General features: G+C 41.9%; 20 protein-coding genes. 11 read left to right on the top strand and 9 right to left on the bottom strand.

Annotated elements, in window-relative coordinates; genetic code table 11:
- Nucleotides 1–205: 205 nt before the first annotated feature.
- Nucleotides 206–349 carry a phosphinothricin acetyltransferase gene (locus COCH_RS12430; RefSeq protein WP_081433014.1) on the bottom strand — a complete coding sequence of 48 codons (144 nt, stop codon included), beginning with the start codon at nucleotides 347–349 and terminating at the stop codon, nucleotides 206–208.
- A 705-nt stretch (nucleotides 350–1,054) separates the two neighbouring features.
- Between COCH_RS12430 and thrS the strand changes: the two genes are divergently transcribed.
- The 4 genes from thrS (at nucleotide 1,055) to rplT (ending at nucleotide 4,337) form a co-directional block, all read left to right on the top strand.
- Nucleotides 1,055–2,998, top strand: coding sequence for a threonine--tRNA ligase (gene thrS / locus COCH_RS04990; RefSeq protein ID WP_015782211.1), 1,944 nt, complete (start codon nucleotides 1,055–1,057; stop codon nucleotides 2,996–2,998).
- A 91-nt stretch (nucleotides 2,999–3,089) separates the two neighbouring features.
- The gene (infC, locus tag COCH_RS04995) at nucleotides 3,090–3,587 is read left to right on the top strand and encodes a translation initiation factor IF-3 (RefSeq protein WP_106096058.1); all 498 of its coding nucleotides are present in this window, start codon (nucleotides 3,090–3,092) and stop codon (nucleotides 3,585–3,587) included.
- 107 nt (nucleotides 3,588–3,694) lie between these two features.
- Nucleotides 3,695–3,892: a 50S ribosomal protein L35 gene (gene rpmI, locus COCH_RS05000; RefSeq protein ID WP_002674635.1), complete on the top strand. Its 198-nt coding sequence runs from the start codon at nucleotides 3,695–3,697 to the stop codon at nucleotides 3,890–3,892.
- Between the two features lie 100 nt (nucleotides 3,893–3,992).
- Complete coding sequence (gene rplT / locus COCH_RS05005) at nucleotides 3,993–4,337, top strand: 50S ribosomal protein L20 (protein WP_002674637.1); 345 nt, start codon at nucleotides 3,993–3,995, stop codon at nucleotides 4,335–4,337.
- A gap of 105 nt (nucleotides 4,338–4,442) precedes the next feature.
- Here rplT and COCH_RS05010 read toward each other — a convergent pair whose 3' ends face one another.
- The 4 genes from COCH_RS05010 to COCH_RS05025 form a co-directional block, all read right to left on the bottom strand.
- On the bottom strand, nucleotides 4,443–8,381 hold the full coding sequence (locus tag COCH_RS05010) for a DEAD/DEAH box helicase (RefSeq protein ID WP_015782212.1): 3,939 nt from the start codon (nucleotides 8,379–8,381) through the stop codon (nucleotides 4,443–4,445).
- Nucleotides 8,382–8,407: 26 nt separating this feature from the next.
- Nucleotides 8,408–8,731: a type II toxin-antitoxin system YafQ family toxin gene (locus COCH_RS05015; RefSeq protein WP_015782213.1), complete on the bottom strand. Its 324-nt coding sequence runs from the start codon at nucleotides 8,729–8,731 to the stop codon at nucleotides 8,408–8,410.
- Entirely contained in the window at nucleotides 8,724–8,981 is a 258-nt protein-coding gene (locus COCH_RS05020; RefSeq protein WP_015782214.1) for a flagellar motor switch protein FliM, read from the bottom strand. Before COCH_RS05020 ends, COCH_RS05015 begins: the two co-directional genes overlap by 8 nt.
- A gap of 62 nt (nucleotides 8,982–9,043) precedes the next feature.
- Nucleotides 9,044–9,766 carry a tRNA1(Val) (adenine(37)-N6)-methyltransferase gene (locus tag COCH_RS05025; RefSeq protein WP_015782215.1) on the bottom strand — a complete coding sequence of 241 codons (723 nt, stop codon included), beginning with the start codon at nucleotides 9,764–9,766 and terminating at the stop codon, nucleotides 9,044–9,046.
- Nucleotides 9,767–10,490: 724 nt separating this feature from the next.
- Between COCH_RS05025 and COCH_RS05030 the strand changes: the two genes are divergently transcribed.
- The 3 genes from COCH_RS05030 (at nucleotide 10,491) to COCH_RS05040 (ending at nucleotide 12,537) form a co-directional block, all read left to right on the top strand.
- Nucleotides 10,491–10,898, top strand: a complete 408-nt coding sequence (locus tag COCH_RS05030) for a hypothetical protein (RefSeq protein WP_015782216.1) — start codon at nucleotides 10,491–10,493, stop codon at nucleotides 10,896–10,898.
- On the top strand, nucleotides 10,898–11,416 hold the full coding sequence (locus COCH_RS12665; RefSeq protein ID WP_015782217.1) for a J domain-containing protein: 519 nt from the start codon (nucleotides 10,898–10,900) through the stop codon (nucleotides 11,414–11,416). Before COCH_RS05030 ends, COCH_RS12665 begins: the two co-directional genes overlap by 1 nt.
- Before the next feature lie 161 nt (nucleotides 11,417–11,577).
- Nucleotides 11,578–12,537 carry a LuxE/PaaK family acyltransferase gene (locus COCH_RS05040; RefSeq protein ID WP_015782218.1) on the top strand — a complete coding sequence of 320 codons (960 nt, stop codon included), beginning with the start codon at nucleotides 11,578–11,580 and terminating at the stop codon, nucleotides 12,535–12,537.
- 122 nt (nucleotides 12,538–12,659) lie between these two features.
- Here COCH_RS05040 and COCH_RS05045 read toward each other — a convergent pair whose 3' ends face one another.
- Nucleotides 12,660–12,860: a twin-arginine translocase TatA/TatE family subunit gene (locus COCH_RS05045; RefSeq protein WP_009417378.1), complete on the bottom strand. Its 201-nt coding sequence runs from the start codon at nucleotides 12,858–12,860 to the stop codon at nucleotides 12,660–12,662.
- A gap of 102 nt (nucleotides 12,861–12,962) precedes the next feature.
- On the opposite strand from COCH_RS05045, the gene COCH_RS05050 reads away from it, so the two are divergent.
- On the top strand, nucleotides 12,963–13,823 hold the full coding sequence (locus tag COCH_RS05050; protein ID WP_009421835.1) for an oxidoreductase: 861 nt from the start codon (nucleotides 12,963–12,965) through the stop codon (nucleotides 13,821–13,823).
- A gap of 190 nt (nucleotides 13,824–14,013) precedes the next feature.
- On the opposite strand, the gene COCH_RS05055 is transcribed toward COCH_RS05050, so the two are convergent.
- Entirely contained in the window at nucleotides 14,014–14,247 is a 234-nt protein-coding gene (locus COCH_RS05055) for a Sec-independent protein translocase subunit TatA/TatB (protein ID WP_015782219.1), read from the bottom strand.
- A gap of 130 nt (nucleotides 14,248–14,377) precedes the next feature.
- Here COCH_RS05055 and COCH_RS05060 point away from each other — a divergent pair, with 130 nt between their 5' ends.
- Genes COCH_RS05060 through COCH_RS05070 form a run of 3 tightly spaced genes read left to right on the top strand, consistent with a single transcriptional unit; the run spans nucleotide 14,378 to nucleotide 16,516 of the window.
- Nucleotides 14,378–15,352: a M23 family metallopeptidase gene (locus tag COCH_RS05060; RefSeq protein WP_002675822.1), complete on the top strand. Its 975-nt coding sequence runs from the start codon at nucleotides 14,378–14,380 to the stop codon at nucleotides 15,350–15,352.
- A gap of 36 nt (nucleotides 15,353–15,388) precedes the next feature.
- Complete coding sequence (locus COCH_RS05065; RefSeq protein ID WP_015782220.1) at nucleotides 15,389–16,168, top strand: DUF695 domain-containing protein; 780 nt, start codon at nucleotides 15,389–15,391, stop codon at nucleotides 16,166–16,168.
- A gap of 15 nt (nucleotides 16,169–16,183) precedes the next feature.
- Entirely contained in the window at nucleotides 16,184–16,516 is a 333-nt protein-coding gene (locus COCH_RS05070; protein ID WP_009411004.1) for a MerR family transcriptional regulator, read from the top strand.
- 330 nt (nucleotides 16,517–16,846) lie between these two features.
- Here COCH_RS05070 and COCH_RS05075 read toward each other — a convergent pair whose 3' ends face one another.
- Both COCH_RS05075 and COCH_RS05080 read right to left on the bottom strand, forming a co-directional pair.
- Nucleotides 16,847–18,913, bottom strand: coding sequence for a beta-galactosidase (locus COCH_RS05075; protein ID WP_041546709.1), 2,067 nt, complete (start codon nucleotides 18,911–18,913; stop codon nucleotides 16,847–16,849).
- Between the two features lie 43 nt (nucleotides 18,914–18,956).
- A complete protein-coding gene (locus COCH_RS05080; RefSeq protein WP_015782222.1) occupies nucleotides 18,957–23,000 on the bottom strand; it encodes a hybrid sensor histidine kinase/response regulator transcription factor in 4,044 nt (1,347 codons plus the stop codon).
- Between the last annotated feature and the right edge of the window lie 353 nt (nucleotides 23,001–23,353).

The raw sequence follows: 23,353 nt of genomic DNA on the forward strand, positions 1-23,353 counted from the left end.
TTTTTTTTAACTGCAAATTTTTTCCGTGTTTTTTTATTCTTAATCTCATCTTAGCCCCACCAATACATTAATTATCAGTTAAATTTATCAACCAAAAATCATTCCTTCACCTTGCCTTCCCCTTTCCGTCACTACATTCCCCTTTAAAGGTAGCCAGCAAGAGATTTTCATCACATTTCCTTCGTCATTCGTCATTCGTCATTCGTCATTCGTCATTAATTACCCCTTTGAAGGTAGCCAGCGACAGCTGGGTATGTGTATCGCGAGAGCGGAGTATGTGTAAAAGGGGAGGTTTGTTTCCTTTTCCAGCTTGTCCCCCTTCGGGGGTTCGGGGGCTTACCGAATAAATGACTCGCCTTTGAAGGGGGCTAGGGGGAGGTTTCTATTACACTTTCTCCTTATTGCCTATGACCTAAGACCTCACACCTTCTCATTTACTAATTTTCTAATTTGCTAATTCCCTAATTATCCCTTCTCCTTTCCGTCGTACTCCCCCCTATTGCCTATGCCCTAAGGCCTATCACCTCTTCCTCTTTCTTTCGCCTCGAAACCCCGTTTTTAACATTTTCAGCCTTGTTGTATTAAGTTATTAATCAACTGTTTATATACCCTTCCTATACCAATCGTCCAAGATTCGTATAAGCTTCCTATAAGCTCTCTATAAGCTAACCCCACCCATCTTACAGCTCATTTTTTACTTTTTACCTCAATAAGCCCTTCCGAACTTCTCCGTTTCCTTCCGAATTCCCCTAACAACCCCAACACATCGCTTTTGCGGTACGCACTTTGCCAAAGTTTCAAACTTTGGCAAAGTTAATCTCTTCTGATGCAAGCTTGTAACTCGCTCCTCATTTTCTCATTTCCTCATTTTCTCATTTCCTCATTTTCTCATTTCCTCATTTTCTCATTTCCTCATTTCCTCATTCTCTCATTTCCTCATTCTCTCATTTCCTCATTTTCTAAATATTTTTCTTCATTATTTATTGTCAATTACTAATTATTTTGTACTTTTGCACTTTCTAACACAACAACACCAATTTTCAACAACAAAAAAATGATTAAAATCACACTACCCGACGGCTCTGTAAAAGAGTACCAAAGTGGGATTACTCCCGCCGAAATCGCAGCCTCTATCAGTGAGGGACTGGCGCGTAACGTCCTTTCTGCCAGCTTCAATGGCAAAACCATAGAAACCGTTACCCCCCTGACGACCGACGGTAGTTTAACATTATACACTTGGGATAGTCCCGAAGGTAAAAAAGCTTTCTGGCACTCCTCAGCGCACATCTTGGCACAAGCGCTCGAAGAGCTCTATCCCGGTATCAAGCTCACCATAGGTCCTGCCATCGCTAATGGTTTCTATTACGATGTCGATTTCAACGGCAAACCTATTTCCGAAAAAGATTTTCCTGCTATCGAAGCTAAATTCTTGGAAATAGCACGAGGCAAACACCCTTTCAAAATGCGCCCTGTGAGCAAAGCCGAAGCCTTGTCGTACTACGCAGGCAAAAATGAGTACAAAACTGAACTTATCGAAGCCCTCGAAGATGGTACGATCACCTTCTGCGACCATAGTACCTTCACCGACCTTTGTCGTGGGGGGCATATCCCTAACACAGGCTTTGTAAAAGCCGTAAAAGTACTCAGCGCTGCTGGGGCTTATTGGCGTGGTGATGAGCACAACCCACAACTCACTCGTGTGTATGCTATCTCATTCCCTAAACAAAAAGAACTCACCGAATACCTCGAACTGCTTGAAGAAGCTAAAAAACGCGACCACCGCAAACTCGGTAAAGAACTTGAACTCTTTACCTTCTCTAACAAGGTAGGACAAGGCTTACCTCTCTGGTTACCCAAAGGAGCTGCCTTGCGCGAACGCCTCGAAGCCTTCTTGCGCAAAGCCCAAAAACAAGCCGGTTACGAGCAGGTAGTTACCCCACATATCGGTCATAAGAATTTATATGTAACCTCAGGTCACTGGGATAAATACGGAAAAGATAGTTTCCAACCCATTGCCACCCCTAACGAAGGCGAGGAGTATTTACTAAAACCGATGAACTGTCCGCATCACTGCGAGATATACAATTCACACCCTTGGAGTTATAAAGATTTGCCAAAGCGTTTTGCCGAGTTCGGTACAGTATATCGCTATGAACAAAGTGGCGAGTTACACGGCTTAACCCGCGTGCGTTGCTTTACCCAAGACGATGCGCACATCTTCTGTACTCCTGAACAGTTAGACGACGAGTTCAAACACGTAATCGATTTGGTGCTCTATGTATTTGGTTCTCTTGGATTCGACAATTTTACCGCACAAGTATCGTTGCGCGACCCCGAAAACCCTACCAAGTACATCGGTAGTGATGAGAATTGGGCAAAAGCCGAAAATGCCATCATCAACGCTGCGAAAGAAAAAGGCTTGAGCTATGTAATCGAAACAGGTGAAGCCGCTTTCTACGGACCCAAACTCGACTTTATGGTGAAAGATGCCTTAGGCAGAAGCTGGCAACTCGGTACCATTCAGGTAGATTACAACCTCCCAGAGCGTTTCGACCTTTGGTATAAAGGCGCTGATAATGAAATGCACCGCCCTGTAATGATTCACCGTGCGCCTTTCGGAAGTATGGAACGTTTTGTAGCCATTTTATTGGAACACACTGCCGGAAACTTCCCATTATGGCTCAACCCGAGTCAAGCTATCGTACTATCATTGAGTGAAAAATATGAAAATTATGCTCAAAAAGTTTTGAGATTGTTAGAAAATTCCGATATTCGCACCCTGATAGACAATCGCGCCGAAACTATGGGCAAAAAAATACGCGAAGCCGAGACCCAAAAAATCCCGTATATGCTCATTGTAGGCGAGAATGAAGAGAAAGAAGGCACCGTATCAGTGCGCAAACGCGGTGGTGAGGATTTAGGAAGTATGAGCGTAGAAGCCTTTGCCAAACTCATCAACGACGAAGTCGCTAAGTCAATTAAACAATTTGCTAATTAGCAAATTAGAATAGTGAAAGTAATTTTAAATTTAAATAGCCATCATAAAAAAAAGTAACACACCGGGCAGAGATGACAAACAACCTCATCGTATCAATCGCGATATCCGCGTTCCTGAGGTGCGTTTGGTAGGGGAAAACGTCGAAGGAGGCGTATACCCCACTCGCAAAGCATTAGAAATTGCTAATGAATTAGAACTCGATTTGGTGGAAATTTCACCAAACGCCACGCCTCCTGTTTGTAAGGTAATCGATTATAAGAAATTCCTTTACGAACAAAAAAAGCGTGAGAAAGAGATGAAAGCCAAAGCTACCAAAGTAGTAATTAAGGAAATTCGCTTCGGCCCTCAAACCGATGACCACGACTATGAGTTTAAGAAGAAACACGGTGAGAAGTTCCTCAAAGAAGGCTCCAAAGTAAAAGCCTACGTATTCTTCAAAGGTCGTTCCATTATCTATAAAGACCAAGGGGAAATTCTCCTCTTGCGCCTCGCCACCGACCTCGAAGACTATGGCAAAGTAGAACAAATGCCTAAACTCGAAGGAAAACGTATGACGATGTTCCTCGCACCCTTACCCAAGAAAAAGTAATTAAAGATAATAAGGTAAGAAGTAAGAGATAAGAAGTATACAACTTTACCTCTTACCTCTTATCTCTTACCTAAAAAACGGAATTATATCAATAAAAATCTAAGCAAATGCCAAAAATTAAAACTAAATCTGGAGCTAAAAAGCGTTTTAAGCTCACCGGCTCTGGTAAAATCAAGAGAAAACACGCGTTCAAAAGCCACATCTTAACTAAGAAAGCTAAAAAACGCAAGTTAGCACTCACCCACGCTACGCTCGTTCACTCTAACGACGAAGCAAGCGTGAAGAAACAATTAGGCTTAAAATAATTGTTTAAATAGTAGGAAATTAATAACCGTGGAGTAGGTACCCCTAAGCGTTTGTTTTAAGCACAAACCACCTGCTACAAAAATTAAAAAAAAGGAATTTATGCCAAGATCAGTAAATGCTGTAGCTCGTAGAGCTCGTAGAAAAAAAATAATGAAGCAAGCCAAAGGTTTCTTTGGCCGCAGAAAAAACGTTTGGACGGTAGCCAAAAACGCTGTTGAGAAAGCAATGCAGTACGCTTACCGCGACCGCCGTAACAAGAAGAGAACCTTCCGCGCTTTGTGGATTGTGCGTATCAACGCAGGAGCTCGCTTGCACGGATTGTCTTACTCTCAATTTATGGGTAAACTTAAAGCAGCTGATATCCAGCTCAACCGTAAAGTTCTTGCCGATTTGGCAATGAACCACCCTGAAGCGTTCAAAGCTATTGTAGAAAAAGTAAAATAAACGTTTAACTAAAGATATAATTCCGTATAGAAAAAGCGACTCCTTAGGAGTCGCTTTTTTATTTTTCTTGTTACGGTCTTTCTGATATTCCACCTGCCTGTGCACTTATTTCGCCCATTTTCTTTTGTAGTCAAAGCCGGCGTTGAGCAATATTTTTTCCTTGTGTAGGTCTTCTAAATAGGCTAAATCGTTGTTGTAAAGAGGTTTGCTGAGGCATTCTACAGCTACGGGCTTGCCTTCTTTGGGCTCTAACAAAATATCGATAGTATACCCACCAAACTCGTAGTCCATTGTAATACGTTGGTCGGGGTATTTTTCTTTAAGCTGACGGTAGGTTTGTTCTTTAAAAGCACTTTTACTTTGCTGGTCGATATCGGTGTGTTTGTGTCCGTAGAGGTCGAGTTCCGATAGGATTTCACGGCGGAGTGCATCATTGCCGTTGCTTACGGCACGGGCGTAGGCGAGGTAGGCGTAGAGCACAGCGCGGCGGTTGTTAGCGCCTTCTTGCGCTAAAGCCTCTTTATAGGTAGCTAACAATTCTTCGGGGATAGAGTTGCACACGTATATCTGTTCCTTGGCGCGGGTGATAATCACGTTCAGCAGTTTGTAACCTTTGGTGAAGTTCAGCGGACCAAAACTCTGTACAAACTTGCCGCCTTTCTTCTTGCCATAAGTTACCGATAAGATGATGATATCGCGCTCATCACCTTGTATGTTCTCCAAGTTCTTGATAAAGAGTCCTGCTTGTTCTAAGGCGTTGATTTTCTCGCGGAAAGCCGTTTGAGTAGGGTCGTTTTGCTTTTGGAGTATCTGTTTGCGTATGTAGTTGCGCTGGGTGATATTGAAGGTCGCAATCCCCACCGATGGGTAAGTACCGTCAGGACGAGGCTCTATTTGCGAGAGGATACGCAATACTTCGGCGGCTTCCTCACGGTTGATATGCTCATCAAAAGTGCCATTTACCTGAGTGAAATGGATAGGGATACGACTTTCGGTGCTGGGTAGCGGACGCAATCGGGCATTGTAGAAAGCGTGGTTAGAAAAATCAATCAGATAAGGGTGTTTAGAACGATAGTGAAAATCTAAATGATTCTTACTGAAATGGTATTCCAAAGCGTAATCCAAGAGCGACTCTATGTTCAGCATCGCATTTTTGTAGGTGAGTACTTCATCTTCTTCCTCGTTGTCATCATCATCTTCGGCAGTACCGTCGAATACTTTGCTAAAATAGTTAGACGGCGGCATTTGGTGTTCATCACCTGCAATGATAATCGTCTTGCCTTTGAGCATTGCCGGCAGGTTGTCTTCGAGTTTCAGCTGACTTGCCTCGTCAAACACTACATTGTCGAAATAGAAATTCTTGCCCTCAAACAGATTGCAACAAGCATCGGGGGTGGTGAGGATAATAGGGAAGAAACTCGTAAATAGGTCGGTGTCCTTCATCGCTATTTGTCTCAAGGTAAGTCGGTTGTGTTTTTCACTTTTGCGTTTGTTGTAGAGGTTAGCCACAGTGAGCTCTTTGTTAGTCTCTTCAAAAGTTTTTACCGCTTTGCGTTGCTGGGTATTCCAGTAGCCCTCGATAAAATCTTTTTGGGCAGAGGCGAAGTAGTGTATTTTCTTTTTAAAATCGGCGTAATCGCGCTCGTTGAAGTTTAGCGTGTCATCGGCATTTCGTTGCAAGAGCAAGGTGTAATAGGCGTAGAGGAAAGAGGCTTCCCAATGCGTTACTTTGGTGAGTGATAAAACGATGCGCTCTTGGAAATCGTTGAGCGATTGGAAGAATGCAAACCACTCGTACTGAGCCACCAAAGGCTGTGCAGGGTCGGCTTGATAGTTGTTGTAGGTCGCTAAACTGCGGGTGATAAAGGCTTCAAACTCGGCAAAGGTATTGCCAAAATTGAGAGTGTCCAGCCAATTATCAGCTTCTATACGGTTTTTAAGCGATTTTACTTCGCTTATGAGCTTGTCTAAATCGGCGTTTACAAACGAGCGTTCGTAGTAATTCAGCAGGTCTAAGGCAACAAAATCAGCATTGACTTTGCTGTCGAAATCGGTTTGCGCTTGGGTAATAGCAGGAGTGTACTCGGCGATAACAGTTTTGTTGAGCAATAAGTTATCCGAAATAGCAATCGACAAAAAATTGCGGTGCAAACTGAGTGCTTTAATCGCAGTACAGAGTTCTTGTAAGCGTTTTTGGGTTTTCAGCACCTGCTTTTTCTCGGCAGAAAAGAGTGCTGAGAGCTTGTAGAAAAATCCTTTGGTGACCTCAGGTTGATACACAGGTGAAGTAGGGGGGAGGGTAGCGGTAATCAGCTCATACTCATTGCGATATTGCGCTAAGGTGTCCAGCTGTTGTATAAATTCTTCTTTGCGTTTGTGCAAGTAATAGGCTTTATAAACGGCTATTTGTTGCTGGATAACCTCCCACTGTTGTGCGTATTGCTTGAAGGCTTCGGCGAGTTGTTGCTGGGTGTTAAACAGATTGGTAGCGGTGAGTTTTTTGGGGTTGAACAAATGATTTTGAGCGTAAGGCGCATAGCGCTGATAGAGCGCCTCACCTTGTTGCCAAAGGGGGGCGAGAGAGGCAAATTCTTCATCAGTAAATTGAAAGGAAAAAGCCGAGAGGTTGAGTTCTTCTCTATCAGTTTCATAATGCATTAGTTCCGCCATTACATCTGTCCACGACAGTTGGTTGAGGAGCGGTTGGTTGAGTTTGTGGTGAATAGCATTGATATCTGTTGTAATTTTGCGCATTGCCTGCACTTGTTCGGTAAGGAGATTTTCGAGGAAAGCTGGTGTTTCTTTTTTAAACTCGGCATTATCGATATGGTTACGCACGGCATCGACAATGAATCTGCGGTCGGCAATGGCATCTTTTATCATTGTACAATACCTGCCCAAACCTTTGTTTTGCAAGGCGTTGTAGAGCACTTCGAGGGCAGTTTGCTTCTCGCATACTACTAGTGTTTTCTGTTTGTTTTCCAAAGCATTGATGAGAATCGCCGTGAGCGTTTGGCTCTTGCCCGTACCTGGGGGACCTTGAATAAGTATTTTCTGCTGACTTTTCAGCGATTCCAAAATCGACTGTTGAGAGGGGTCGGTTTCAATAGCGCTCAGCGATTGGAATTGTTCGTTGGCTGTTGCTTGCAAAGGTATAAATTCCTTTTTCAGCGATTCGTAATCGTTGATGATGTTCTGTTTTTGCACTTCAAAGAGGGAGAGAATACCGCTTTTTTCTATAAAAGCATCGCCCTTGTTAGATAAAAGTTCCTCGTATGCCGCTTTGGTTTTTAGAGGGAGAATCTCGGTATAGTTGTTCAGCAGGAAATCCAAGTTTTGGGTAACTTTCAGTTGGTTGAGGATATCCGAGCAAAGAGAGTGCAGTTCAGGTTTATCGATTTTTCCGTCTTCCAGCATCTCGTCGGGGATAGGCTTAAGGCTTACGCCCGAATCGTTTTGCAGGTGGTTGGTGAGCACCTCGTTTAGGTAGATAGGGTCTTCCTCGCTACGACTTATTACCCACGTATTCATTTGGGTAGCTGGCTTTATCTTTACCGACCAAATCAGGATAGGCGCAGCTGTTAGTTGTCCGTCGCCCATATCCCGACGCAACAGTATGGGGAAGCCAAAGCCGAGTGTGTTCACCCCTTTTTCCGAAGTGATAACCTCGCTTTGGAACATCAGGTTTTCGATACTATCTACGAGTTTTTCCAGCGCTACTTCCCTTGTACCCTTTTCTTTTACTGATTTTCCTTCTTCTTTTTCATTCACTTTTACGGCTTGTCCCTCTTCGGGAGTTCGCGAGCCAGCTCCTCTATGATCAATATTAGTACTTTCGGTATCGTGAATAGAAAACGAAAAGTTGAGGTTGCGTAAGGTGAGTAAGTCGAGAATAAAGCGTTCGGGCAAGCTCTTGAAGATAGCCGAGAGACGTGCGATATCAAACTTATAGCGTGAAGCACCAGGAAGTGCATTGAGGTGCACGCCACGACGGTTACCCACTTTCAGTTTGTTTTGCAGAGCAGTAAATACTTCTTGGTTCATTTTTCAGTGCTAAAAGAGGAAGTGTTTTATTTCTTGTTTTTATAGAAAAGTTCAGAATGGCTACCTATTCTTTCAAGTATAATAGCCATATTTTCATCGTTTTGTTCCCAAATCAGTAACAAATCAGACTCTATATGGCATTCCCAACAACCTTTGTAATTTCCTGTTAAGAGGTGTGGAAGGTTTTTCTTGGGAATACCTTCAGTTCCTTTGTACATCAGGATTTTTATGATTTCTTTTATAGCTTTTTTCTTAGCTTCCTGATTAGAGAATTTTTTGTATTCTTTTTTATAGGTAGTTGTTATAAAAATAGAATATTTAGGAATTTCTTCTTGCTCCGTATTATTCATTGTCTAAATCACTAAATAATTCATCAAGATTTTTATAACCTTTTAGTAGTCCTTCTCTATACTCTCTTCTTCCTTCCTCAATAGCTCTTATAGTTTCCTCGTTAGGAATATACTCCTCTACGGGTTCTGCTACTACAGTAGGTTCGGCAATTACGTTGTATTTCTTGAAAAGTGATTCAAACATAGGAGCATTTTCCTTAGGAATACTCACATTATAATTAACCATTTCGTTATATTTTACAGTTCTCATATTTCTTTTTTTGGCAAAGATAAAGCATAATTATCAAATCACCAAATTACTCTCCTTAGTCCTTAGCCCACTTCATTTCCTAAATTTAAATAAAAATCCTTTGTGAGCGATTTGTACGCCTCCGTATAAACCCCACGTTCCTTCTCAATAATAAGCACATCGATAGGGTAGGAGGAGAGCTCTTTTCTACTCAGTAGAAGCATACTCCGTTTTAGTTCAGCCGTAGCATTGCCTCGCGTATGAGTGATTTTCTGAGGGAAAAGACCATAACCCGACGCAAGAGCGATAAACCCTTCGGTTTCACTATAAGGTAAAATAACACTAAAAACACCCTCATCGGTCAGTAATTGGCTTACCCCTTCTAAGAGCTCCGAAAACGAAAGCGTATCAGTAAACCGAGCCGTGTTGCGCGCTTTTTCAGCTGTTTTATAATCAGCGGTATAGAAAGGCGGATTAGAGATGATAAGGTCGTACACTTCATCTATCTCCAAAGCAAATTCCTGAAACGAAGCGTGATAGCAAAACAAGCGGTCGCCCCATTGGCTCTCTTCGAAGTTCTCCGTGCATTCTATATAGGCTTTTTCGTCTATTTCTACGGCGTCAATCACAGGAGCGTCAGAGCGTTGAGCTAACATTAGCGACAATAAGCCCGTTCCCGCCCCAATATCCAGTATACTTTTAGGATTCTCAATAGGCGTCCACGCCCCCAATAGCACTCCATCAGTGCCTATCTTCATCGCACTTTGTGCTTGCTTTACGTTAAATTGCTTAAACTTAAACATCATATTCTCTTTACTCTTTCCTCCCAGGTTATCAGAGCCTTTCACAGATACTCCAGTTGACTCCTATTCTCTTTTCTGTTAAAAACCGACAAAAGTTTCTCGATTTTTTATCATTTCACTCATAATCTTCCTGTTTTTAATACACAAAAGTCGCTCTTTTCCTTATTTCAACCTCTTTTTTTTAATTCAAGCAAAGATACAAAATAATTACCAATCAGCAATCCCTCTCCCAATATTTTTTTGACTTTCAGCATCGGCACCATTCACATAGGAAATATATTCTTCCTATCTACCAATAAAGCAGAAAATATTACCATAAAACCCTTATTTCATAGATTCTCACCTTCCAAAAAAGCACCTTTTATCCTATACCAATCTTCCAAGATTCGTTCAAGGTTCGTATAAGGTACCTATATCACAGTATATTTTTCTTTTTGAAAATCCCTATTTTATTCTTCTTAAAAACTACCCGTGCGGCTCGCACCATCATTTCCTAATTCTCTAATTTCCCAATTTTCTAATTTTCCTCCTGCCTATGGCCTGAGGCCTCACATTTATCGCTTTTTCGTCGCCATTCCTAGTGCCTGTGGCCTATGGCCTGAGGCCTCACATTTAATTTTCAAATTTCCCAATTTTCAAATTTGCTAATTTTCAAATTTGTATATTAAAAATTGTTTTTGTAATTTTGCACCCTCAGTGAAGAATTATATAATAAAATAAGCATACAATGATATATTATTCTATTCTCGCAATAAGCGTAGCCTACCTCATTTATATACTTGTAATGCAGGCAACTACCAACTTAAAAAGAGAAAAATCCATTGAAGAAAAACGCCAAAAATGGCAAAATGCTTTGGTAGACGAAGAAGATACCAAAGACAGAATTATGGAGCTCATCAAAAGTGAATACGGTGAGCCCACCACAAGTTCCGTCGAAAAAGGTGTATATACCGAAGGTATGCCCGACTTTTTGGTGAAAATGGCGCTCGGTAAACCGTTAGAAGTCCAAAGTGCAGGATTCAAAGGCTCTACTACCGAACGTTGGCACTACAAAACCCTTACCCTCACATTCCAAAATAACAAACTCATCGGCTGGGAAAGCCACGATAACACCTCTCAAAAACCAAGATTATAATGTTAAAGGATTACTACGAAATATTAGGAGTTAGCCAAAAGGCTTCTGACGACCAAATACGCGATGCCTACAAAAAGCTCGCAAAAGCCTATCACCCCGATAAACATCAGGGCGACGATTTCTTTGCCGAAAAATTCAAAAGCCTACAAGAAGCTTACGCAGTCCTTTCCGACCCCGAAAGTCGTAAAGACTACGACACCGACCTCGCCGCCGAGTTAAAAGGGCAAAAGAAAACCGAAGAACCCAAAAAGCAAGCTAAAAAGAAACCCTCACAAAAAAATAGCAATAGCACCTCCTCAAAAGCTCGTACCGTAAAGGATTTGCCCTCTTTGATAGATATTTATTTCGAACAGAAAATCGCTACCGTAAAAACCCGTAAAGAGTACGATACTATCTTAGCTTCTCCCCAAAAAAAGTACTCCTCTTGGGTGAAAATTGTGCTTGTAGTACTTGTCATCATTCTAAGCACCATCTTGCTAAACCCTTCTTTCGGTCTCCTAAAAGAACTTTTGCCTTAATTAAGCACAGTTGATAAATATAAATTGAATAATCAATAAAATTTGCGATATACACTTTGTCAAAGTGCTAAGCCTTTGATAAAGTCTATCAATGAGGCAAAAACTTAATTTTTGATTAATTTCTATAGCCCAAGCGATACTTCACTTTAACGAACGACAAAATTCAACTATCAGCAAACATAGATTTTACAGCTGTTGCCTTGGATACTTTTCGTTATCAATACGAAAACAACGAGGTATACCATCGCTTTTGTACCCTATTGAACTGCCTTCCTAATGAGGTAAACACGCTTGAAAAAATACCTTTTCTTCCTATCGAATGTTTTAAAACTGAAAAAGTGTACTGCGGTCACACCACACCTCAACAGATATTCACCAGCAGTGGTACAACAGGCGCACAAACCTCCCGACACTATGTGAAAGAACTTAGCTTATATGAACAAAGCTTCCGTAAAGGCTTTGAACATTTCTACGGCAACGTTGAAGATTATGTAGTTTTAGCCCTTCTTCCCTCGTATTTAGAGCGCACGGGCTCATCGCTCATCACTATGGTCGCCGATCTCATTGAGCGCTCAGGTAGTGAGTATAGCGGTTTTTATCTCAACGAATACGACCTCTTAGCTGAGCGTTTGCAAACCCTCGATGCTTCGGGCAAGAAAGTACTGCTCATAGGGGTATCCTTTGCGTTACTCGACCTTATAACCGAGCATACTTTCTCTTTAAAAAATACGATTGTAATGGAAACAGGAGGTATGAAAGGTCGTCGCAAAGAACTCGTGCGCGAAGAATTGCACGCGCTCCTCTGCAAAGGTTTTGGGGTAGAAATGATTCACTCCGAATACGGAATGACCGAACTGCTCTCGCAAGCCTATTCTGCTGGTAAGGGGATTTATAAGTGTGTACCTTGGCTAAAAGTCCTTATACGCGATACCAATGATGCGCTGAGCTATTTGCCTACCGGCAAAACCGGCGGACTTAATATCATCGATTTGGCTAATAGAGAATCGTGTAGTTTTATTGCTACCCAAGATTTAGGAAAGCTACACCCCGATGGTACTTTTGAAGTATTAGGACGCTTCGACAACGCCGATATCAGAGGTTGCAATTTGCTCATTAGCTAATTTACGTCGCTACACTTTGCCAAAGTTTTGCCTGTGCGACTCGCACCTTTGGCAAAGTTGAATACCAATTATACATTAAGGCAATTTATCTCATAAATACTCGTTTTGTCAATTGTTCATTGTCAATTGTCAATTGTTTTTTTCATTTTTTCAATTTCTTTTTGAGTCTCTTCTACAATTTTAGTATCTACACCTGCCTTTTCAGCACCGCGTTGTATTTCAGTTTTAATCTCATCGGTAGCATCGCGCAGTTGGCGCATAGCCTTTCCTAAACCCCGCGCAATACTTGGGAGCTTATCAGCCCCAAAAAGAATTAAAACCATATCAAATTTAACTTCAACAGAATTTTAACATTGCTTTAACTTGCTAAGAGAAATCTAATTTATATCTTTGCTTCATTATTAAAATTATAATTTAATTACAGAATGAAAAAAGTGTATTTTATAACAGGAGCAAGCAGTGGTTTAGGTAAAGCAATTGCTTTGCAAACTTTGAAAGAAGGCAATGTAGCAGTACTTGCTGTTCGCAATCCAGAAAAAGTAACTGATTTAGTAAATACTTTTAGAGAAAACACATTGGTTGTCTCATTAGAAATTACTAATGAAAAAGAAAGACAAGAGGCAATACAAACAGCTATAGCTAAATTTAGTAGAATAGATGTGTTAGTAAATTGTGCAGGAAGAGGCGATTTAGGAGCTTTGGAAGAATTTTCAAGTCAGCAAATACGTGCTCAAATGGAAATCAATTTCTTTGCAACTATTGAGCTTACTCGTTTGGTATTACCTATAATGCGCCGACAAAAAAGTGGTAATATTGTAAATGTATCAAGTATTGGAGGACGCGTAAATATTGGTGGATTTTCACTTTATGGAGCTGCAAAATATGCTTTAGAGGGCTTTTCTGAAGCACTTTACCACGAAGTAAAACCTTTAGGTATCAGAGTAACAATAGTAGAACCAGGAGCTCTTAGGACTCATTTTGCTGGAGCAGGTAATTTACGCCCTGAAAATCATATTGTTGATTATGACGATACTATTGTACCTCTGCGCAATTATCTTTACGGAAGTGATGGAAAACAACAAGGAGATCCAGAGAAAGCAGCAAAGGTTATTATCAAAGCTATCAATGATAAGGAACCTCCTTTGAGACTCGTATTAGGAAAAGATGCTTATGACCTTTTGGAAGCTAAAAGAACAGAAGAAAAGGAAGAACTTAATAAATGGCGTCCTTTAGGTGAAGCTATAGCTTTTGATGATGCTGAGTTTGTTGCTATTGGTAAAAATTAAAGTTATTTATTGATTATTATAAAAGCCCTTTCTTAATTTCTAATAAAAAGGGCTTTTATAGTATCTTATCCTTATATTGTGAGAAATTCCACAAATATTGAGTTTGTAGGAGTCTATTGTTTATATTATAAAAGTTTCATCTCACGCCTTATATCTCTTAGAGATTTTCTAAAAAACTCAAAAAAAACTTCTAACCCTTAAAATCTTCTTTCATTTTTTCAATTTCTTTTTGAGTCTCTTCTACAATTTTAGTATCTACACCTGCCTTTTCAGCACCGCGTTGTATTTCAGTTTTAATCTCATCGGTAGCATCGCGCAGTTGGCGCATAGCCTTTCCTAAACCCCGCGCAATACTAGGGAGCTTATCAGCTCCAAAAAGGATTAAAACCATAAAAAGTATGAATATAATTTCTGAAAACCCCATAAAATCAATTAACAATTGATAATTAACACTATGGCCTATGGCCTACTGCCTATAGCCTATTCACTGCAAAATTACATTTTTTTTTGTCATAAAACAGCAAATATCATATTTTTTTTATACTTTTGCCCGTATGAAAAAGGTAAAATATTATTACGACCCCGATACGCTCTCGTATAAACGCATCCTCTCCCGAAAGCGTACAAAAGTGCGCAATGCTTTAATTTTTCTTACAGCTGCTGCACTCTTCGGGATTTTATTCTCTTTTATAATGATTAACTCGCGCTTGTTTTTCACCCCCCGCGAGGTGGTATTAGCACGCGAGATTAAAACCTATGAAACCAACTACCAAATCCTGAACAAAAAGATGGAATTGGCGGAAGATGTGCTTGCCGACCTTGAAGAACGCGATAATAATATGTACCGCCTTTACTTCAATGCTCCTATTATCCCCGATAGTGTTCGCAAAAGCCTCAAAGACCCTAACCGCTATAAAAACCTCGAAAAATACGGAAACTCCAAACTTGTTGCCAATACAAACAAACGCTTAGATATATTGCGAAAACAGTTGGTCGTACAGTCGAAATCGTTAGATGAGATTGCTAAACTTTCTAAGGCAAAGGAAAAATTCTTGTCTTCTATTCCTGCCATTCAGCCTATTAATAATAAAGATTTAAAGCATATGGCATCGGGATATGGTTGGCGTATCGACCCTTTTACCAAAGCGCGTAAGTTCCATTATGGTATGGACTTCACTGCGCCCCAAGGCACTCCTGTATATGCTGCGGGCGATGGTGTAGTAGCACGTGCCGATAGCAATGCCTCAGGTTATGGTAACCACATTCGCATCGACCACGGTTATGGCTATGTAACTCTCTACGGACACCTTTCGGCTTACAACGTGCGTGCAGGGCAACACGTCAAGCGTGGCGACCTCATAGGAAGGGTAGGAAGTACCGGTCGCTCGGAAGCTCCACACCTGCACTACGAAGTGATAAAAAACGGCGAACACATCAACCCGATACACTTCTATTATGGCAATCTCACCCCGAGCGAATACACCGAGATGTTACACGTTTCTACCCAAGAAAATCAATCGCTTGACTAAGATGATTGGAAATAGTATTTTGTTAATTAAACCCATATGACTCACCATAATCTTCCCCAGAATTGGGACTTCTTTATGTGCCATATCGAAGGCGTCCCAGCTTCTATACGCACCAATTTAGCCTTGTTTGAGCTTGCTCCTCTCGAGGGCTTATCGCAACGTTTACAGTTTTATATAAAAATGAAAAATCCTACTCCTGATGGCTTTCCTTCAAAGGAGGAGTATCCTATCCTCTGTGATATAGAAGATGCCATAAGCGAGAAAGCCGAAGCCACAGGAGCAGTATTGGCAGGTGTGGTAAAATCCGAAGGCTTTTTAGAGCTTTGGTTTTACTGTAATAATGCGGAAGTTTTAGCACAGACTTGCGAAGAAGCGTTACAAGCTTTTGAGGGGTATAAATCGGGATATAATACCGCTGAAGATGCCCAATGGGAAGATTATTTCGACTTCCTTTATCCTGATGAGTTTTCTTATCAAACGATGCAGAACAGAAAAGTGCTAATGCAACTTGAGAAGAAAGGGGATAAGATGGAAGTGCCTCGTGAAATCGACCATTTTATCTACTTCAAAAGTGAGGCACAACAACAAGGTTTTGCCGAGAAAGTAGCCGAAAAAGGCTATAAAGTGCGTTTGAGTGATGAAAAAACAGTAGAGGAACGAAAATCCGAAGGTCATACTTTCCCTTACACCGTCGAAGCCACACGTGAGGACAGCCCGTTAGATATCAACAATATCGTATGGGAACTGATAGAGCTCGCTTCTTCTTTTGAAGGAGAATACGACGGCTGGGGCTGTGTGAATGTAACTGATAACTGATAATTTCTTAGAGAAATGGATATTGTATTACCCGATAAACTGTATTACACCATAGGAGAAATAGCCAAGGCATTCAATGTGAACGCTTCTCTTATTCGCTTTTGGGAAAAGGAATTTTCTATTATCAGCCCGAGAAAGACGAGCTCGGGAAGCAGGAAATTCTCTCCCGATGATGTTAAGAAACTCCAGCTTATCTATCATTTGGTAAAAGAACAAGGCTACACCCTTGAAGGAGCGCGTCAACGTCTTAAAGAAGACAAGCAGAAACCTCTTACAAACCTTGATGTGGTTACAAAGTTAGAGCGTGTAAAGCAAATGCTTATCGATATCAAAGAAAATCTTGAATAATGTCAGTTCGATATATACAATATTGATTTACAATTATATTTGTATTACAATCTGTGTGAATCTCCAGTAGCAGAGCTACTAATCCGTGCGCATCGCAACTGATAATAATAGAGATTTATCTGTGTCAAATCCGTGTAATTCGTGAAATCTGTGCGAGACATTTAAAACAGCAAAGCTATCCATTTGTTTGATTTTTTAAGATTTGTAAGATTTCTGTAGCGTAAGCTACACTTTTCTAACATCAAATTCACATTGAATAACAAAAAAACTGTACAGATATACTCATATCGTACAGCTTTTTTAGGAAAAAACATCAATATTAATTTGTATCTATTTCCAAAGAATCACCAGCGTTTCTTCAGAGGATAGACGGGCGGTGTTAGCTGTTGCACTTCCTCCCTTATCGGCAAAAACGACCGAAGGATTTACTCCTTTGGGGTAGCGCAATGCCACTGAGGTAGCTTGTGGGCGTTTGTTGATGAGTATCGTAAGGTATTGATTACCTTTTTGCATTGTATACATTTGCACTCCTTTTTGGTAAGTTTCAAACTGAAAAGGGACTGTCGCTTGCGCTTCGGCGAGTAGCAAACGCGAAAGCGCTTCCCCTTTGCCACTGCGCAAAGCGCCCAACCCCAATAGTGATGGAAACCAAAAGGTTTCTCCCCTCATAAAGCGATGTCGCGTTGCCAACACACTATTCCCCTCTTGGGTTACTATTTGCCCTTGAGTATTGTAGATACTCCCTTTCCAAAGGTGGGCGGGCAGGGGTGCGTTTTGGTAATTTACACTGAAATCGGTAGGGAGGCATTTTACTTCTTTCAGTGCTCCTCCCAATACATCTTGTAGCGGAAATCCTGTGTGATGTAGGGCAAACATATTTTCGTCGTAGAACGCACTGAGTCCTTCCATTACCAGTTTGCCACCATTGTGTACAAAGTTGCGCAGGGGTTCCCAATAACGCGATGGTAGGCTTATTTGTCCTGATAAAATAATGGTTTCGCCTTTGTAAGAGGGTTTGTTCCAGTTGAACTCATCAAAGCACTGAAACTGACTATTGATACCGTTTTCAAGTAGGGTTTCGTACATTGCAAACGCCGATTTCATAGCACCTCCCGTGTTTCTGCCCTCGTAATCATTATTGGTATTATCATTTAGTTGCGCTTTCTTTTCTATCCAAAGCGTTTCGCGGGTATAGAGGATATGAATGTTGGCTACTACGGGTTTAAATTTGCTGATATTGATTTTTCGGAGTGTTTTGGCGACTTCGGAGGCAGCAGTGAGTCGGTCGGTAGGTTGGTTTTGGAAATCTACGAGTGCCCATTCGCCTGCTTCATCGCCCACAGCACGCGGGTTCAAGCACCAAAACAAGATGTGTTCAGCACCATTGCCAACGCTCGTCCACAGCCATTGGGTGATTTCTTCTTTGGTAGGACAGAAGGCTTTATAACCGCTGAAAGTGTTGTTGCCTCCTTGCAATTCGGTTACCCAAAAAGGCAATTCGCCTGCTCCCGAACGTATGATAGCGCAATTTGCCCCCAAAGCTGTAGCATACTGATTTCTGTGAAGCATAGTGTAATGCCAACTGGGGTGAGCAGAAGCGCCTAACGAACTGAGGAAGTTGCGCCAAGCGGGGAAGTTGTATTCGGCAATATTGCTGAATATTTGGTGAGAATTGACGTGCAAATAGGCATTAGGGTCGTACTTTTTCACCTCGTTGGCAATCCATTGCAGGTACCAAGTGTTGTAGTGTAGCAAGAACTGTTGAGGGGTGAAATCTACTATTTGTGGGTAGCCTTTGCTGTTGTAGGCAGTAGGTTTTAGTGTTTTGAGCCATTCACTTTTTTGAGCATTGCCAAAGGCATCGTTAGGCACCCAACCCCCTGTGCCAGGTTCGTTCATTAGCACCCAACCATAGAGGGCAGGCGAGGTTTTGAAATGGGTTACTACTTGCTTGATATAGGTAGCAATTTCTTGTAGATGTGACTGGGAATAAGGGTGTTTAAAGCCACCTAACGAATTGTCGGGGGCAGCGGGGAAGAGTGTGCCTACAATCTTTACATTGTACCGCTCTGCTGCTTTAAAAGCCTTGTCAAAAAGAGAGAAATCCCAAGTACCGTCGGGGCGCTTCATATAGTTCTCGAACATACGAATGCGACAACAGTTCATTTGGTGCTCGCTGAGGAGTTTGAACCAAGTATTTATCTCCTCATCGGTTTGACCAGGCTCTATGAACACCTGTGCACCAATGGGTGATATGTAGGGTTGCGCTTTCACAGTGGTAGTGATGGAGGCAATCCCAAGTAATAAAAGCCATATATAACTTCTTAAAAACATACAAATACTTTTTTGGTGGTACATTTTGTGGTGCAAAGGTAAGGTGATAAAGTCTTTATCCACTTATCTTTTCTTTTAGAAAACTTATCAAATTAGCTTATACGCTTCAGATTTCACTTTCTCCTTTCAAATACTCTCGCGGTGAGGCATTGTAAAACTTCTTAAACGAACGACTGAAATTCGATAGCTCTTGATACCCCACCTTATAGGCTACTTCCGAAATGTTCAAATTGCCTTGTTTCATCAGTTGGGCAGCAGCGGTCATACGTATTTGTACAATCACGTTGTAAGGGGTGGTGTTCATAATCGCTTTTACCTTTTTGAAAAGCTGATTGGTGCTCATATTTAGGGCATCGGCAAGGGCATCAATACCAAACTCAGGGTCGCTGAGGTGTTCCATTACAATGTTGTTCACTTTATCAACAAATTCTTTTTTCCACGGTTGCCCGATGAGTTTTTCGCGATACACATTCAGGTCGGATGAGGAGCTGTACTGTTCCCACAGCTTCTTGCGCGAAAGCAGTATATTTTCGATGCGCTTGCTGAGGATTTTAGCCGAAAAAGGTTTGGTGATATAGTCTTCTACTCCCAAACTATACCCCTCTACCACTTGCGATTCCTTGTCTAAGGCAGTGAGCAAAATGATAGGAATATGGTTTGTTTTTTCGTTGGCGCGCAGTTCTTTTACCATTGAAATGCCATCGCGTTTAGGCATCATAATATCCGATACAATAAGGTCGGGGATGTGGGCAATTGCCAATTCTAAGCCCTCTTCACCGTCGCGTGCTAATAGTACGTGGAAATGCTCGTTGAGAATGTGCTGTATATAATCGCGCATATCGTCGTTGTCTTCCACTACCAAAATAGTCTCTTCCTTGTCGGTTGCATTTTCTTGTGGAGCTATTTCTTTTACCGTTTGGGTAGTGTCTATCTGTTGCAAGGTGATAGAAGCCTCGTCGTGGAGTTGTGGCACATCTAAAATAGGCAACAATACCGTGAAGGTAGCCCCTTGTTTTTCTTCACTTTCTACCTCTATATGCCCTTGGTGTAGGTCGACGAGGTCTTTGGTGAAGGCGAGCCCTAAGCCTGCCCCCTCGTTGTGGAGTTCTTTTTGGCGTTTGCCTTGCAAGAAAGCGGTAAAGAGCTGTTTTTGTTCTTCTTTGGAGATGCCAATGCCTGTGTCGGCTATCTTTATTTGCAAAAACTTCTGCTGATTTTGCACCACAGTGGCAATGAGCACCGTGATTGCGCCTTTTTCGGGGGTGTATTGGAAGGCATTCCCGATGAGATTGTAGAGAATTTTGTCTAACTTATCGGCATCAAAAGGCATCCATAAGCTGGGCATTGTACTCTTGATAGTGTATTGTATTTGTTTTTCCAAAGCCAGATAAGCAAAGGTTTCACTCACTCCTTTCACAAATTTCACCACATCGTCGTATTGTAAATTCAGCTCTAATTTGTTTTTTTCTAACTTTCTAAAATCGAGTAATTGGTTGATAAGGCGCATCAGTTTTTGGGCGTTGCGCAACATCATTGTATACTTATCTTTGTATTCCTTAGGAGAGTTCTCATCATCTACCATTTGGTTCAGCGGACCTACAATCAGCGAAAGCGGTGTTTTGAACTCGTGAGAGATATTAGAGAAAAAGTTGGTTTTCATCTCGTTGATTTCGTACATACGCTGGGCTTCCAATTGGGAGATGCGCAGGTTCTGCTTGTCTCTTTCCTTGATGGTGTAATACTTGACGATAAGCACGAGCAAGCCCACCCCTAGCAAGGCATAGAGGATATAAGCCCAAGTTGTTCGCCAAAGCGGAGGGGCTACTATTATCTTAATCGTAGTAGGTTTTTCGCTCCACACCCCGTCGTTGTTAGTGGCTTTTACTTTGAAAATGTAAGTACCTGGGTTAAGGTTTGTATAGGTAGCGATGCGCTCGGAAGCATCGTAAATCCAATCGCTGTCGAAACCTTCGAGCATATAGGCGTATTGGTTTTTGAAAGAAGCGCGGTAGTTCAATGCCGAAAAACGGAACGATATCACCGATTGCCAATGTTTGAGATGAATGCTTTGGGTCTCATCTATCACCTCGGTGAGCACCCCTCCTTCTTCTGGTCGTACCGATTTGTTGAATATTTGAAAATCGGAAATTACTACTTTGGGTTGGGTTTGGTTAAGGGTAAGCTGTTGAGGATAGAAAGTATTAAAACCGTCTTTTCCTCCAATGAGTAGCTCGCCGTCTTTGGCTTGTGCAAAAGCTCCTAATTGAAAGCCCGAATTTTGCAATCCGTCGTACTCGTTGAACACTTGGAACTGTTGGCTTTTTGGGCTGTATTTCAGTACTGCCGAAGGGGTACTCATCCACAGATTGCCACTGTTGTCTTCTGCCAAACCGAAAATAGGGTCACCATAGTCGGTGCCTTTACGGCGAATGAGTTCAAAGCGTTCGGTTTTCTTGTCGAACTTGTGTAGCCCTCCTTTGGTGCCTATCCACAAAGTGCCGTCCTTGCTCTCGTGGATAGCCGTAATAAAGTCGTTGCTCAGGGCGTGTGTGTTGTTTTTTAGGGCTGTATAGGTGTGTTTGAGTTTTAGGTCGCGGGTGTAACAACGCAAGCCTTTTTCGGTGCCTACCCACAAAAGGAGGTCTTGGTCTCGGTGAATTACGTGGGTTTTATCTTCGGGGTAGATAATGTTTTTACTTTCGAATAGCGGGGTAAAAACCCCCGTAGCGGGCTGGTAGTTGATTGCCCCCAATTCGGTAGCAAGCCAAAAGGAATTATCCCAATCTTTGGTAATTTGATAGATGTTGCGGTAGGTGTAATTCGTACCGGTAGGCACGGGAATGGGCACTTGACTAAAACTATTGGACGAAGGGTTGTACTTAATGAGGTAATTGGCGTAGTTACCTATCCAAATATTGCCTTCGGCATCTTCACAGAAAGCCTGATAGAGTTGAGTATTGGGGTTGTAGGATTGGTTGCTAAAAGCAGTGAGTGTCTTTCTGTCAGGATTGAGTTTATCAATATGGTTTAAGCCTCCTATCCAGAGGTTGCCTTTGCTGTCCTTAAAGATAGCGCGCACTTGTTTTTCCGAAAGAAAATTCTTGTATCTCACCCATTTGAATTGGGCAGGGGTAGGGCTAAAATAATAAATCCCTGAGGCGGTACTCACCCACATCAGTTGGCTTTTATCTCGGTAGATGTGATTCACACTTTCATTAGCGAGTTGCGGGTTTTGCAAGTCGGTAATGGTGTGAGTGTTTTTGTTGAGGAGTTTGATGCCCTCGTTGGTCTCTATCCAAATGTTGTGCTGACCGTCATCGGCAACCGAAAGCACATTTACATTATGCGTGCAATGGCTCGCACCACACACCGCATAACGTTGGTAGTTTTTTGTTTTTTCATTTAAGCTATACAAACCACCGTGAGCTGAGGATACCCAAACAGTGCCTTCTGGGTCTTTGTAGAGGTTGAAAATGTGCTTGCATACCTTCTCATCAGTGTCGTTTGTATGCCAATAAGGGTGTAGTTCAAACTGTTTTTCCTTGCGGTTAAAGCTATACACCCCGCCACCCCACGAACTGAGTATGAGCGTGCCATTGGTAGCTACCATACCCGTAAGGGCGTTATTCAGAGGTTTGGAAGTGCCTTTTTCTCGAATGTCGTAATGAGTGAAAACTCCTGTTTTGGGGTTGAGCATATCCAGTCCACCGCGGTCTACGGCTATCCAAATCATACCCGCCTCGTCCTCTACTATGCCCGCTACATCGTTATAGCTAAGGCTTTTACTGCCTTTTTGATGTTTGTAGGTGGTGAAGACACCCGTGCGCAGGTTCAGTTTGCTGAGTCCTTCGCCTTTTAAGCCAATCCAAAGGTTGTGCTGACTGTCTTCAAACAAACACCTGATAGAGTTTCCTGCAAGGCTGTTTTTCTGGGTGCTATTGTGCTTATACACAGTGATATCATAACCGTCGAACTTGTGCAAACCGTCATCAGTGCCTATCCATATAAAGCCTTTTGAGTCCTGCAACATACTGGTTACCTCATTGCTTACCAATCCGTTGTGGGTGGTGATTTTGGATAGATACGCCCAGTCCTGCGCTGAGAGCAACGCAGGAAATAACACCCATATTATGTAGAGTAGTTTTCTCATTTCCAAATTTGCTAATTCTCTAATTTCTCTTCCCCTTTTCCTTCATACTCCGCCCTATTACCTATGACCTAATACTTCACACCTCTCCATTTTCTCATTTCCAAATTTGCTAATTCTCTAATTTTTCTTCCCCTTTACTGTTGCTACATTCCCCCTCTCCTTGGGAGAGGGATGGGGTGAGGATTCTTTTTCTTTCGCCTCGAAACCTCGTTTTTACCATTTTTAGCCTTGTTGTATTACAGTATGAATCAACTACTTATACACCCTTCCTATACCAATCGTCCAAGATTCGTATAAGCTTCCTATAAGCTCTCTATAAGCTAATCCCACCCTCCTTACAGCCTTTTTTCACC

Source organism: Capnocytophaga ochracea DSM 7271, assembly GCF_000023285.1.
Taxonomy (GTDB): Bacteria; Bacteroidota; Bacteroidia; order Flavobacteriales; family Flavobacteriaceae; genus Capnocytophaga; species Capnocytophaga ochracea.